The organism is Dyadobacter sp. SRI_021 (assembly GCF_057586235.1).
Genome location: NZ_JBYCZM010000008.1, coordinates 200,769 through 214,435, shown reverse-complemented (window position 1 = coordinate 214,435; position 13,667 = coordinate 200,769). Strand labels below are relative to the sequence as shown.

Annotated in this window: 9 protein-coding genes; 3 read left to right on the top strand and 6 right to left on the bottom strand. The window is 51.3% G+C overall.

Annotation, left to right across the window (positions count from 1 at the left end; translation table 11 throughout):
* Nucleotides 1-51: 51 nt before the first annotated feature.
* The 5 genes from AC2YIT_RS23990 to AC2YIT_RS23970 form a co-directional block, all read right to left on the bottom strand.
* A complete protein-coding gene (locus tag AC2YIT_RS23990; protein WP_487280881.1) occupies nucleotides 52-2,370 on the bottom strand; it encodes a PSD1 and planctomycete cytochrome C domain-containing protein in 2,319 nt (772 codons plus the stop codon).
* A 207-nt stretch (nucleotides 2,371-2,577) separates the two neighbouring features.
* Complete coding sequence (locus tag AC2YIT_RS23985; RefSeq protein WP_487280836.1) at nucleotides 2,578-4,356, bottom strand: DUF885 domain-containing protein; 1,779 nt, start codon at nucleotides 4,354-4,356, stop codon at nucleotides 2,578-2,580.
* A 98-nt stretch (nucleotides 4,357-4,454) separates the two neighbouring features.
* The gene (locus AC2YIT_RS23980) at nucleotides 4,455-5,987 is read right to left on the bottom strand and encodes a DUF1501 domain-containing protein (RefSeq protein ID WP_430843715.1); all 1,533 of its coding nucleotides are present in this window, start codon (nucleotides 5,985-5,987) and stop codon (nucleotides 4,455-4,457) included.
* Between the two features lie 11 nt (nucleotides 5,988-5,998).
* Complete coding sequence (locus tag AC2YIT_RS23975; RefSeq protein WP_430843714.1) at nucleotides 5,999-7,630, bottom strand: DUF1800 domain-containing protein; 1,632 nt, start codon at nucleotides 7,628-7,630, stop codon at nucleotides 5,999-6,001.
* 41 nt (nucleotides 7,631-7,671) lie between these two features.
* On the bottom strand, nucleotides 7,672-8,901 hold the full coding sequence (locus AC2YIT_RS23970; RefSeq protein WP_430843713.1) for a T9SS type A sorting domain-containing protein: 1,230 nt from the start codon (nucleotides 8,899-8,901) through the stop codon (nucleotides 7,672-7,674).
* Between the two features lie 377 nt (nucleotides 8,902-9,278).
* Between AC2YIT_RS23970 and rbsK the strand changes: the two genes are divergently transcribed.
* Together rbsK and AC2YIT_RS23960 are read left to right on the top strand one after the other, a co-directional pair.
* A complete protein-coding gene (gene rbsK / locus AC2YIT_RS23965) occupies nucleotides 9,279-10,193 on the top strand; it encodes a ribokinase (protein ID WP_487280835.1) in 915 nt (304 codons plus the stop codon).
* Nucleotides 10,186-11,127 (top strand): nucleoside hydrolase, encoded by a 942-nt coding sequence (locus AC2YIT_RS23960; RefSeq protein ID WP_487280834.1) that lies wholly within the window; start codon nucleotides 10,186-10,188, stop codon nucleotides 11,125-11,127. The genes rbsK and AC2YIT_RS23960 overlap by 8 nt, the downstream gene beginning before the upstream one ends.
* Here the strand turns inward: AC2YIT_RS23960 and AC2YIT_RS23955 are convergent.
* The gene (locus tag AC2YIT_RS23955) at nucleotides 11,124-12,356 is read right to left on the bottom strand and encodes a multidrug effflux MFS transporter (protein WP_430843711.1); all 1,233 of its coding nucleotides are present in this window, start codon (nucleotides 12,354-12,356) and stop codon (nucleotides 11,124-11,126) included. The two genes, AC2YIT_RS23960 and AC2YIT_RS23955, sit on opposite strands and share 4 nt — an antisense overlap.
* Before the next feature lie 184 nt (nucleotides 12,357-12,540).
* Between AC2YIT_RS23955 and AC2YIT_RS23950 the strand changes: the two genes are divergently transcribed.
* On the top strand, nucleotides 12,541-13,389 hold the full coding sequence (locus tag AC2YIT_RS23950) for a dienelactone hydrolase family protein (RefSeq protein WP_430843710.1): 849 nt from the start codon (nucleotides 12,541-12,543) through the stop codon (nucleotides 13,387-13,389).
* Nucleotides 13,390-13,667: the final 278 nt, after the last annotated feature.

The window sequence follows — 13,667 nt, the reverse complement described above, 5'->3', positions numbered from 1 at the left end:
ACACATATATTTACAAGATCACCATATCCGAAAGCCGAAAGCCGAAAGCCGTCAAGACTTCGTGATAGTTTCTTCCAAATTGTAAATCGTGGAAATGACGCGCATCAGTGCGGCCTGTGCCCTTTTGTCCACATTTTTGGTGATCGGGTACTCTCCTACCGAGATCATCTTTTCGGCCTTTTGAGGCTGAATTTCTTTCAGTTCCTTTGCATAGTAGCCTGTAAGCACTTCCAATTCTTTCTGGCTTGGTTTCCGGCAAACGATCTGCCTGAACGCCCTCGTTATTTTCTCTTCGGTCGTGGTCTTTTCCTGCAACAACTTCGCGGCGAGCACGCGTGAGGCTTCCAGCACCGTCGGGTCGTTCATCATTACCAATGCCTGTAACGGGGTATTCGTTTTGAGGCGCCTTACTTCGCACAAATCCCTGTTGCTGGCATCGAAAATCGCCATCGTGGGAGGTGGAACGGTGCGCTTGATGAGCGTGTACATGCCGCGCCGGTAAAGACTTGCCCCATGATCCTGGTTATAGACCGACAGCAACCCGCGTCCCGAAGTAGCGCCTTCCCACAAACCCGCAGGCTGGTAAGGCTTCACGCTCGGCCCGCCGATGGTGCGGTTGAGCAGCCCGCTGCTGGCAAGCACGAGGTCTTTCACAAACTCCGCGTGTATGCGGTAGCGCGGTCCGCGCGCGAGGTACACATTATCCGGGTCGCGCGCGAGGTGTTCCTGCGTGACCACGGCCGATTGACGATAAGTAGCCGACATCACCATTTGCTTTACAAACCGTTTAATATCCCAGTTATGCTCCATGAAATCCACCGCCAGCCAGTCGAGGAGTTTCGGGTGCGTCGGCAGCTCGCCCTGCATCCCGAAATCACCGGAGGTTTTGACGATACCTTTTCCAAAGAACTCCTGCCAGAGGATATTCACATACACCCTCGCTGTCAACGGGTTCCGCTTATCGAACAGCCATTGCGAAAGTCCGAGCCGATTTTTAGGATATTTTTGATCAAATGGAAGGATAGCCGCAGGTGTACCAGCCTGCACTTCCTCGCCCGGCGCGTCATAGGCCCCGCGTTTGAGGACGTAAGTCTTGCGTAACGTATCCAGATCCCCCATAACCGACACGATCAGCCGGTTGGTGTCGGGCTTGTTAATGAATGTCAGAATGTTCCTGACATCCTCGTTACTGATCTCCATCAGCGGCTTTTTCGCGTAAGTCTCCGGTCCGCCGATCACCGATTCGATGCCGACTTCATTCACATTATTAAAGAACGCGAACATCTGGTAATATTCCTTTTGCGAAAACGGGTCGTATTTGTGGTCGTGACAATGCGCACATTCGAGCGTAACGCCTAGTAACCCTTTGCCGAAAAGGTCGTTACGGTCGGTAACGTACATAATGCGGTATTCCTCGGGTATCACCCCGCCCTCTTCGGTAATCTTGTGGTTGCGGTTGAAGCCCGTTGCCAGGAGCTGTTCCTTTGAAGAGTTGGGAAGAAGATCGCCGGCCAATTGCCACGTCACAAAATCATTGTAATGCATGTTCTTGTTGAAGGCGTGGATCACCCAGTCACGCCACGGCCATTGAGTACGGTAGCCATCGTCCTGGTAGCCGTGCGAATCGGCATAGCGGGCGAGGTCGAGCCAGTGAATAGCCATTTTTTCACCGTAAGTGGGGTTGGCAAGCAGCTTATCGACCATTTTCTCGTAAGCATTCGGGCTTTTGTCTGCCAGGAACTCGTCCATCAGCTCCAAGCTCGGCGGCAGACCGTTCAGATCTAGGCTCAGGCGTTTGAGCAAGCGCTCCTTATCCGCTTCGGCGCTGGGTTCGAGCCCTTTCTGCTCCTGTTTTTCCAGAATGAAATAGTCGATATCGTTTTTGACCCAGTCCTCGTGATGCACCTCAGGCCGTTTTGGCTTTTTGGGTGCCACAAATGCCCAGTGCTTTTCATATTTCGCACCTTGCTTGATCCATTTGCCGATCAGGTCGATTTCCCGCTGGGATAGTTTGAGGTTGGAGGCAGGCGGCGGCATACGGAGAGTCGTATCCTCCGTCGTAATGCGCAGGTAAACGGCGGAATGATCGGGTTTGCCTGCCACCAGTGCATGTGCTTTGGGATTGTCTTTCAATGCGGCGAATGCGCTCGCAGGATCGTCTAGACGCAGGCCTGCTTCCCGCTTATTCGCATCGGGACCATGGCAGGCCAGACATTTGTCGGAAAGAATGGGCCGGATATCGAAGTTGTAACTTACCTGCTCGGGCAGTTTTTCCTCGACAGCATTCCCCTGCCTGTCGTTGCACGATTGGACGCCCAAAGCAACCACAACCGCTCCGGTCAGCAGCAAAAAACGAGTCCTTAAATACATCATTTTGGGTTCAGGTTCTGTGACATTTTTTTACCCAGTATATAAATTTAACTAAAAAAATGCACATTTAATGAAGCGATAATACCAATTTGAGATCAAAGAACTGTCCTGTTCTATACTGCTCTTGTCCAATTATTTACTTTTAACCAAACAAAAAGAGCAATGCCGTACAGACATTGCTCTTTCGCCGGTCGCTATCCGAAAAAACTACTTACCTGCCGCTATCCATGCATTGGCTTTGTCCTCGAGCAGTTTGAGCGGCACGCAACCCGATTCCAGTACCAGCTTGTGAAATGCGCGGATATCGAATTTCGTCCCCATTTCTTTTTCCGCCTTCGAACGCAATTCCCGGATTTTCAGCTGGCCTATCTTATACGACAATGCCTGCCCGGCACCCGCCATATAGCGCTCGACTTCCGCCGTAATGCTTTCCTCCGATTCTGCTTCGTGATCCAGGGAATATTTGATCGCCTGATCGCGTGTCCAGCCTTTCGAATGCAGGCCGGTATCCACCACGAGGCGAATCGCGCGGTGCATTTCCGCGCTCAGCATACCGAAATACTGATAAGGGTCGGTATAGAGCCCCAGTTCTTTGCCCAGCGACTCGGTATACAGCGCCCAGCCTTCGCCATAGGCACTATACCAAAGATTTTTCCGAAACTCCGGCAAGGCGGTATTCTCCTGCTGTAACGAAATCTGATAATGGTGTCCCGGAATGGCTTCGTGCAGGAAAAGACTTTCATCCGAAACAATATTGTATTCTTTGGCGTCCGGCACAGGAACATAGAAAATCCCGGGACGCGAACCGTCGGGCAGCCCAGGATTATATTCAGCAGAAGCCGATGCTTCCCGGAATGCCTCCGTCCTGCGTACCTCGAACGGCGTTTTCGGGGTAAGCTCAAAGAGCTTGGTCAGGTTCGGCTTCATCCGCTCGTGAATCTCATTGAAATGCGCGATTACCTGTTCTGCTTTGGTAAAAGGCATGAGCTTCTTATTCGCCCGGACTGCATTGAAGAAAGATTTGAGATCACCCTGGTAACCAACCTGGGCCTTCACTTTCTCCATTTCAGCTGAAATACGCGCTACTTCTTTCAACCCGATCTGATGAATTTCTTCTGCCGTCAGATCGGTGGTGGTATAGTATTTAATGTAGTGGTTGTATAAAGCCTTACCGTTCGGAAGCGCCGCGAAGCCATCGGTCATCCGACCGGCCGGAAGGTATTCCTTTTCCATGAAAATATGCATTTTCTGAAACGTCGGAATAATTTTCGATTCAACCATTGCCGCATATTCCTTTTCAAGCCTTGCCTTGTCTTCATCCGAAAAATCCTTGGGGAAGTTCTTGACAGGCGAATAAAACAGATGGTCTTTCACCGGCCCGTGGTCCATGTCTGCCAACTGCGGGATCACCTTTTTGATCAGCGGTGCCGGCAAAACATAGCCCTGCTTGATCCCATTACGCATATTCACCACAGCTGTATCGCACCACACCACGAAGCCATCCACCCGTTTCAGCCAATTATCGTAATCTTTCACAGTCTTAAACGGCTGCAAACTGCTGCCGCTCGCCATTTGCCCGATCATCAGGTGTGTAGAGAAAATCTGGTTGATCGGCATCAGCTCGACCGGGTATTTTAAGCCTTCCAGGTTAATGCTGCACTCCCATTCGATCAGGTCCCAGCTTACCTTTTCCTCCGGTGTCAGCTTCCCGTGATCGTACTTGGCAAGCTCATCCTGGTACTTTCGGTGAAAGGCGATCATACGTGCTTTTCCTGCCTGCGAGAGATCATCCGACATTTTGTCGTTGTAGCGGTTATCACCGTTCATGGTTGCTTCCAACGGGTAGAGTGGAAGCCTCTCTTCATAGTATCGGGCAAATACTTCACTAATCGGTGGCATAGTACTTTCTGCTTTTTCTGATTTTTTCTGACACGCCTGCATGAGCACGACCGTGGCGATAAACACGTGACAAACCAGTTTTTTCATGAATAATATCGTTTGGAACAGCGTAAAGTAAACAAAAAGTGCCGGAAGAAATCAACGTTCTCCGGCACTTTCAATATGGCAACAGGGAAGTCCAGTGCTTAGCCTGTGGTGTTAATCGTATAATTTCCGAGGATATTCAACTCTCCTCCGCCCTCTACTTCGATGTTCCGGACAGTGATATTCTGGCCAACCGCCACCACGTGCCCCGGATTAACACGCACATAGTCGCCTACGCCCGGAGGTCGTCCCGCCGACCAGATCGAGCGGTCGAGCCACGCGCCTGAGGCGGTTGTTTCGATCACATTCGAAAAGAGGGAAGTCGTTTTGAAGTTCCTGAACAATAGTGAGTCGGTAACAGTACCTTGCGCCCCGAACCAATCCCGCAGGATATCGGAATAAATCCGCCTGAAATCCACCTGCATTTTGATCTCCTGATTCTCATTGGTCGGGCTGGTGGTAGGCGGTTCGAGATCATTGTTCAGGTCCGGCACGACGCCTACCATTTGGCGCTTGATACCTGTTCCAAAGACAAACATCGGCGCTGCAACGCCATGATCGGTCCCCCGCGAAGCGTTGGAGTTGGCGCGCCGTCCGAAATCCGAGAAGGTCATACCCACCACCCTGTCGGCAGTCCCCTGAAGGACCAAGTCGTTTTGGAACGAAGACACCGCGTCGGAAAGCCTTTTGAGCAAGTTGGCGTGAGTTCCCAAGGTCGTGTCGCTTGCTGTGACCTGATCACCATGTGTGTCAAATCCGCCTTGCTCCACAAAATATATCTTCGTCTGCAAACCTCCGTGGATCAGTCTCGCTACGATTTTAAGCTGTTCCGAAAGTTCGGTGGTGGTACCCGCCGTAGGATATGTCGCCAGAGTTCTGCCGGCATCGTAAGCCCGCTTGATCTGCCCCGAATAACCCGTAGAAAGGAGCTGCTGCTGCCGCACATGCTTGATCATCTCCCCGGCGTCGCAGCAGGGCAGATCGTTGGAGGCCAATCCAGCGCCACCATTCAGCAACGCATAAAAGTTATTTACGTTTTCCACAGAGATATTCATCGGGCTTTGCGGCCCGAGCAAGCTTGTCGAATTCAGTACCCCGATCTGCAAAGCCAGCGGGTCCTTCATGGTGTCGTTCGGGTAATTCTGGGGATAACCCGGAAAACGGTTGTCGAGGTAACGACCGGCCCATCCACTGTTGGAATATTGGTTGGCATCCGTGGCCGTCATCCAGATGTCCGACGACCGGTGGTGCGACTGGTTCGGGTTCGGATATGAAACCGAATTGATAATCGCGAGCCGCCCCTGGTTGTACATGTCCCGCATACCGGTCATCGAAGGGTGCAACCCCGCCTCCGCCATACCCGACAGCGTGAGTACTTTGCTTTGCGGGATAGCGATGTTACTCCGGATACTCTGGTATTTGGAATAATATTGAAGCGGGATGACCGTGTTCAGCCCGTCATTCCCTCCATTCAGATAGATGATCACCAAAATGCGGTCCGTAGCCGCAGCAGCAGTTCCCATGAGCGATCGCACAAGCGATGAGCGGTTGCTGAGGCTGCTTATGCCAAATCCGTTTACCATTACAGGTAACGCCATGGCTGAGGCTGATGCCAGAAAGTCTCTTCTTTTCATACGATTTCTAATTAAAACACCTCATACTCAGCCATCCTGATCATATACCGCATCAGGTTGGAACATCTGTTTCTAACGGCATTGGCAGCGGTGGTACTCGTCGGGTTGGTACGATAGGCATTCAATTCGTAGCGCCATTCGATCCGCGGCAGGTTATTCATAAATACCACATCGATGAGATAGGTTTTCTGCGTCTCCGAAAGGTCGATCGCAAAAAGATTTTTGGAAAATGCGGCCAATACCACATCCGGGGTGATGGCCGCGGTGTTCGTGTCGGTAAAGTTGGGCTGGAGCTTCTGAATCCAGGCGAGGAAATCGATCCCTAAAGTATAGCCAGGCTTTACTACCACATTCGGATAGATGATCGAGTCACTATTCCCCCTTCGCGCAGTGATCGTCGAGCCGTTGATCCAGTTTTTGGAGTAACCTACCTGGTAATAAGGCGGATACCCAAACACCAGCGGCTGCGTGAGGATTTCGAGGTTCATACCGCCCATTCCCCAAAGGAAAAAACGGATGTAATTGATATATGCCGCAGTGTCCGTCATCATATCCGGGCAAGGCAATTCAAAATAACGCCCCATGCCCACCAGGTATTCCATCGGCGATTTGATGATCGCGCCAATATTCTGGTCACTGAAAAATATCTCGCTTTTGAGCAGCTTTTCAAGCACCGGCTTGATATTATAATTGTTCTCAGGGCTCGCGAAGAATGCAGCTAACGGAACGATCACATTGTTTTCGATGTCCTGGGTTACATTCTGGTTAACATACCAGCGGTAAAGCTTGCGACAAATGTGCTTCGGTGTCTCGGGATGCCGCAGCAGCATATCTACCAGTTCATTCATCTCCACGTCACCGGCAGTGTCGTCGCTGCGGCCCTGAATGGTAATGCCGCCGTACTTCGCCGAAAACGTTTTATTGGACGTATCGTGGTAGTTCCTATGGAAATTCGAAGTAAAATCGGTCGTTCCGTTGACATAATAGTTGGTAACCATCCACCCTGTCAGCACTTTCGACGCCGCCTTTACATCCTCTTCGGTATAGTTCGGATTACCGTAATAATCAAGCTGCCCTACGGTAAAAAGCTCTTGCAATTCTCTGGCGTAGTTCTCGTTGGGATGGTCTTTATTATTGCCGTGCCCGTTCTGAAAAATGAGCATGGCAGGATCTTTCGTAATCCCGATGGTCATTGTTTTGAAATTTCCGAGGCTGTTGTCGCGCAGGAATTTCAGGTACCGGTACATGTAGCGGTAGTCGGCCATGACGTTCTGCGACACCACGAAATGGTTCTGCCAGAAGGCCGTCAATTTTTCAAGCACCGACGGTTTATTATTCTGCAACATCATCAGCCCTACCCACCAATAGCGCAAATACACGCTAAGTTCGCCGCTTCGTGACGAGACGAACGGAAAGGCCGTAAACGGCTGCATATAGTAAGGGCTGGTAGGCGCATAATCAACCGGAGGCGGGGGCGATGCCGTGTAGGAAACATTCGCGAATAGCTGGTCAACCGCCGTGCCGGGGTTCAGACCGGTAAATGCGGCAATCTCCGCGCGTGTGGGGCCCATTGTAGCTCTTCTAAGCAGGTGAGCCGCCTTGTTGGCTGTAAGCGGTACTGTATAAGGATCAAGATAAGCCATAAGTCATTGAATTAATATTTTCCGTTCGGTTGAGCACATGATCATCTGCTGACCAATACTTTATATGATTTTGACAACCCATCGGTAAAGGAGAATTTCAACAGGTAAATGCCAGCGGGGATACGGCTTACGTCAATTCCGTCGCCTGAAACTTCACGCGACGCATACACGGTCCGCCCGCCAGTGTCCGTAAGCCGGGCAGAAGCCAGATTTTGCCTGATATTCGAAGAAAAAAACAGCTTTTCGGCAACTGGGTTAGGGTAAACGGCCCAGTCAGGCTGGCCATCCATCGCCACTTTCACGATGCGGCTATATGCGAAAGTCTCATCCCCGCGGTCCACCATTTTCAGCCGGTAGAAATTATTGCCACCCAGGGGATTTTCATCCACAAATTCATATTGCGACGGCGCTAAAGGCGTTGTGATACCATCTCCCCGGGCAGCCACACGGCCTATCTGGCGCCAGGATTTCGCGTCATCGCTGCGTTCGATATCAAAGTGGCTGCTGTTAACCTCCTCGGAGGTAGACCATTGCAGATAGCTCGCATGCTCACGCGCGACGGCCGTAAAGCTCACTAGTACAACCGGCAATGCCCCATCGCGCAATGCGGCCAGCGTGTACACATTGTAAGTATTGGGTGCAATGTCAAGAATAGTGGTCAGCGATCCGGACGTTTCCGTACTAGGCTGCCCGAACAGGGACGTATCGTCCACGGTAGCAGGCAAATTCACCCATTTGGTACCGTCCCAGCCGGCAATAGTCAGTTTGGAAAGCCCCCGGTTGGTAACCAGCGCATTCACCGCGCTGCTGCTATTCCACGAAAGCGTAATGCGACTCGGAGAAGCGCCATTGATATCCCAATATTCACTGGTACTGATAGCAGCTAGTCCCTCGCCCATGGAACTGGTACTGAATGGACCCCCTTCCGGCAAAACGCCATAGTCACCGCCGGCAGGGTTGCTTGTAATAGCCACCCCCGGGTTGACGCCGTAGTACGCCCCAACCGCCTGATCGGAACCGAGGGAGAACGGGCGCAACGCGCCATTATCGCCTACCGGAAAAATGAATGGTTCCGAACCTGATTTTTTGACATAGCCGTCGATAAATTTGCCATCGCCCAGCACACCGGAAGTGACTGCTGCTCCGAAACTTACAATACCAATGGGAGAATCTCTTTTGGTAAAGATCGCACTGTTGTCTTGCGCACTCACACCCCGACTACCTCCCCAGAAAAACAACACAGATAGAGTTATAGAACAAATTCTAGACATAGTTATAAGGTTCTTCAATACTACATCAAATATAAAATAAATCCGTCACATAATGTGTGACAAAATCATACCAATTAATACTACAAATTATTTAGTGTCTGGTAAAAGTACAGTAATTATCAGGTAAATAGCCGCTAAGAACACTACAAAAGCACTTTTTTTATTCAAAAAAATATTTAAAATTCTTCTACACGCTAGCTAAGGAATTTAGACACCCCTCGAAACTATTCGTTTAGTTTTATTTCATTCCACACTATGAATAGAAATGAGGGGACACTAATTTGCGCAGGGCAACATTGTGAACAGCTATATTTAATTACTCTCATCCCTATGGACCGGGGATCCTGGTCGATACAAAATGAATCGCGAAAACGGAAATGAAACAGAGCGTGCTGATTATCGGGAGTTCCAATACCGACATGGTGGTCAAGACGGAACATTTTCCCAAACCGGGCGAAACCGTGCTGGGAGGGACATTCCTGACGAACCCGGGAGGTAAGGGGGCAAACCAGGCCGTAGCCGCGGCAAGGCTCGGCGCCGATGTGCGTTTTGTAGCTAAAACCGGAAATGATATTTTCGGAAAGCAGGCGCTTGAAGGATTCGGAAAGGAAGGTATCGATACCCGGTTCATGACCGAATCGGGCGGCATGGCATCGGGCATTGCATTGATTACCGTCAATGCGCAGGGGCAAAACGAGATTGTAGTCGCTTCCGGTGCGAATATGGACCTGTATCCCGCCGATATCCCCGACGATGTATTTAAAGACGTGACTCTGGCCCTTTTTCAACTGGAAATCCCGGCAGAAACAGTGCATTGGGCATTGACGAAATGTGCGGAAAAGCAAATCCGGGCAATCCTCAATCCCGCTCCCGCCGCGCCGCTTGGCCCCGGGTTCCTCAGCGGCTTATATCTGATCACCCCCAATGAAACCGAGACTGAACTCATTACCGGTATCGCCATAGAAAGCGAAGAATCACTTCGCAAGGCGGCGCGACACCTGTTTGAGCAAGGTGTGCAGAACGTCATCATTACGCTGGGCAGCAAAGGCGTTTACCTTGCCAGCGACAGTTTCACGGGCATTATCCCGACTCCCGTCGTGGAAGCGGTGGATTCCACCGCGGCAGGGGATGTTTTCAATGGCGCATTACTGAAAGCACTTGCCGATGGCGAAACGCTCGAACAGGCCTGTCGTTTCGCGTGCCGGGCCGCCGCAGTTTCCGTTACGCGTATGGGCGCGCAAAGCTCTGCTCCTTTTCAACATGAACTAGATTCCTTTTTTAATCATGACTAAAATCCCTGTTATCATAGACTGCGATCCTGGCCACGACGATGCGCTGATGCTCATGCTCGCGCACGGAAGCGGACGTTTTGACATTAAAGCCGTCACCATTTCGGCCGGTAACCAGACACAGGCGAAAACTTTGCAGAATGCACTGAAAGTATTGACGCTCATTGGGGCAACCGACATTCCCGTGTACCACGGTGCCGATAAGCCGCTGTTCAGAGAACTGGTCATCGCGGATTATGTGCACGGCGAAACCGGCCTCGACGGCCCATCCCTGCCTGCACCGGTAATGCAAGCCCAGTCGGTGAGCGCATTGGAAGGGATCGCCGCAATACTGACTGCCTCGGAGACGCCCGTCACTATCGTGCCCACCGGCCCGCTGACCAACATTGCGACGTTTCTACTTGCTTACCCGCATCTCAAAAGTAAAATCGAACGCATTTCGCTCATGGGAGGCGGGATATTCCGGGGCAACATGACGCCCCTCGCCGAGTTTAACATTTACGCCGATCCCGAGGCAGCCGCCATTGTATTCAAAGCCGGTGTCCCCATTACCATGTGCGGACTTGATGTGACCCACAAAGCCCTCGTATTTCAAAAGGATATCGAACTTTTACGCGCATTGGGGAACCAGGCCGGCAGAGCAGCCGCCGATCTCATGGATTTCTTTTCGATTTTCTACCGCGAAAACCGGGCCGAGCTCAACGGCGGTGCCGCCCTGCACGACCCCTGCGCCATTGCTTGGTTGATTAACCCGGGCATTTTCAAGACAAAGTCCTGTTATGTCGATGTAGAAACAAAAGGCGAGCTGACCCGCGGCGCAACAGTTGTGGATTTTTATAATACCCTGCAAATGGAGCCCAACGCGACCGTAGCGTATGATATCGACCGTGACGCGTTCATGGATTTGCTTTTCAACGCGATCAAGGTATTGCCTTAAAGCAGCACGGAAACCTCGTCTTCGACATCCCGGCGCGCGGCGCGATGGCGTACTGCCACGTTACCTGCGTGAAGGATTACCAGGCCGCCGAAAGCGCAGAAGGCCATCATGCCCACCATCGGCATGGCCGTATTGTTATGCAGGAAGCTCACTATGGCTGAGATAACGGCGCCGGCGCCCATACGCCAGCTGCCCATGAGCGCAGACGCACTACCTGTATGCTTGCGGAAAGGTGCGAGCGAAAGCGCCGAGGCGTTCGGGCCGGTAAGGCCCTGTCCGGTCAGGAAAACAAACATCGTTCCGATCAGTGAAAAGAGCCCGAACCAGTTGTTGTACACGCCGACGATCAGGAACAACCCTACAATGCTCTGGTAGATGAGCGTGAAACGGATGATCTGCTCGCTGGTGTATTTTTTAAGTAAAAAGTGATTCAACTGGGTGGAGCCGATCATCGCAACGGCCAGGAATGCGAAAATCCAGCCGTATTGCTGCTCAGAGACTTTATAGATGTTCATAAACACATCCGAGGAGCCTGAAATATAAGCGAATGGCGCGGCCGTTGCCAAACCACCTGCGAGTGTATAAATCAAAAACTGTGGTTGCGAAATCACCGTCATATATCCTCCTAACACCGCCTCCGGACGAAGTGAAACGGTGGCATCGGCGCTACGGCCTGTCGGCAGGAAGAAGTAAATAGCCGTGATAATCAGGCTCACGATACCCGCCAGGATCACGAAAATCCAGTACCAGGCGATGGAGGCTGTCACATAACCGCCCACCGTGGGAGCGATCATAGGGGAAACTGCAATAACCAGCGTAATGAGCGAGAAAACTTCCGCGCGCTTATCGGCAGGAAAAAGGTCGCTCACAAGTGCCTGTGACGCAACGAGGCCCACACATCCTCCCATCGCCTGGAAAAAACGCATGGCGATCAGCGCATCCACCGACGAGGTCATCGCACAGCCGAACGAGGCGATTACGTACAATATCAGCCCGGCGTACAGCGGTTTCTTACGGCCGAAGCGGTCGAGCAGCGGGCCGTAAAGCAGCTGTCCGATACAAATACCAATGAGATAGCTCGTTAGCGAAAGTTGTACTTTGTCGATAGTGGTTTTCAGATCCGACGCAATCCTGGGGAAACCCGGCAGGTACATGTCGATGGAGAAAGGACTGACGGTCGCCAGCGATCCGAGGATCAGGATAATAAAGAAGTATTGCTTACGGCTCATGGACTTACATTCACTCAATGCAAAGTTAACGGGCAGGTAAGCACATTAAGTTCCTGTATTTTGATAAGTGCAAGAATTTCATCAATCTGCAACAAAAAGGGCAGCGTAGCCGATGTTTCCATTGGTCCGTATTTTGTATATATTTAATATCACAATCCTAACTGTTCATTTCAAATCTGTACACATGAGAGCTATTTTTATCCTGGTAACCATTTTTCTGGTCAAAATGAACCTGCCCGCCCCGGAAGTTACCCCAACGGCTATACCGCTTTGTCACACGCCTGCCAATGCGATGTCGGAGTTGGCTGCCAACCCGGATTTCCGGATGCTGCACGAAACACCGCTGCCGTTCAGCTACCAAGGTGCCGGCGAAACCGTCACTTTCCCAACGTCCGACGGGAAAACCGCTTCCGGTTTTTTGCTTAAATCACCGAAAAAGTCCGACAAATGGCTTTTTGTATACCAGGAATGGTGGGGACTAAACGACTACGTCAAGCAGGAAGCCGCCAAACTGCACAAAGACCTGGGCGACGTGAACGTACTGGCATTGGATATGTACGACGGCAAGATAGGCACCACGCGCGAAGAAGCCGGCCGACTTATGCAAAGCACACCCGCTGAGCGCCTGGCCGCCATTACGAAAGGCGGTATTCAATATGCCGGTACCAACGCAAAAATCGCCAGCATCGGCTGGTGCTTTGGTGGAATGCTGTCTTTGCAGAATGCCATTGCCGGGGGCAATCAGGTAGTAGGTTGCGTGATGTACTACGGTCGTCCGGAAAGCGATGTGGACAAACTGAAAAAGCTCAACACCGACGTCCTAGGCATTTTCGGTAGCCAGGATCAGGGGATTCCGCCGGCCACCGTTGCCAAATTCGAAGAAGACATGAAAGCCGCGGGCAAGAAAGTGACCATCAAAATGTACGACGCCGTCCATGCCTTCGCCAACCCCAGCAACCCAAAATACGACGCTGATGCCGCTGCGGATGCATATAAGTTGTCGTTAGCGTATTTGAAAAGGAAGTTGGGCTAGAAAATCGCGTTTGCAAAGCGATGCTTGTGAGGGGGAATCGGTGTAACATCTGCACAGAATAAATCGCGTTAGCGATGTAATATTGATAGCAAACATTTGTCGAAACGTAACCGACAAAATCCCGGTCAGGGATGTAACAACAATCGGAACGCCGTTGTGACGATGTACTTGTTGTTGCATGCCCAAGGGCATTTTACTGACCTGCCTGGTGATGATCTGCTACCAATGTTACATGCCTAACGGCGTTAGGTCTACGAGCGTTCTACCAAATTTGCGCA

Excerpts from the sequence above, each read along its gene's own strand:
- AC2YIT_RS23990 (WP_487280881.1), bottom strand. The coding sequence starts at position 2,370 with ATGTATTTAAGGACTCGTTTTTTGCTGCTGACCGGAGCGGTTGTGGTT.
- AC2YIT_RS23985 (WP_487280836.1), bottom strand. The coding sequence starts at position 4,356 with ATGAAAAAACTGGTTTGTCACGTGTTTATCGCCACGGTCGTGCTCATG.
- AC2YIT_RS23980 (WP_430843715.1), bottom strand. The coding sequence starts at position 5,987 with ATGAAAAGAAGAGACTTTCTGGCATCAGCCTCAGCCATGGCGTTACCT.
- AC2YIT_RS23975 (WP_430843714.1), bottom strand. The coding sequence starts at position 7,630 with ATGGCTTATCTTGATCCTTATACAGTACCGCTTACAGCCAACAAGGCG.
- AC2YIT_RS23970 (WP_430843713.1), bottom strand. The coding sequence starts at position 8,901 with ATGTCTAGAATTTGTTCTATAACTCTATCTGTGTTGTTTTTCTGGGGA.
- rbsK (WP_487280835.1), top strand. The coding sequence starts at position 9,279 with ATGAAACAGAGCGTGCTGATTATCGGGAGTTCCAATACCGACATGGTG.
- AC2YIT_RS23960 (WP_487280834.1), top strand. The coding sequence starts at position 10,186 with ATGACTAAAATCCCTGTTATCATAGACTGCGATCCTGGCCACGACGAT.
- AC2YIT_RS23955 (WP_430843711.1), bottom strand. The coding sequence starts at position 12,356 with ATGAGCCGTAAGCAATACTTCTTTATTATCCTGATCCTCGGATCGCTG.
- AC2YIT_RS23950 (WP_430843710.1), top strand. The coding sequence starts at position 12,541 with ATGAGAGCTATTTTTATCCTGGTAACCATTTTTCTGGTCAAAATGAAC.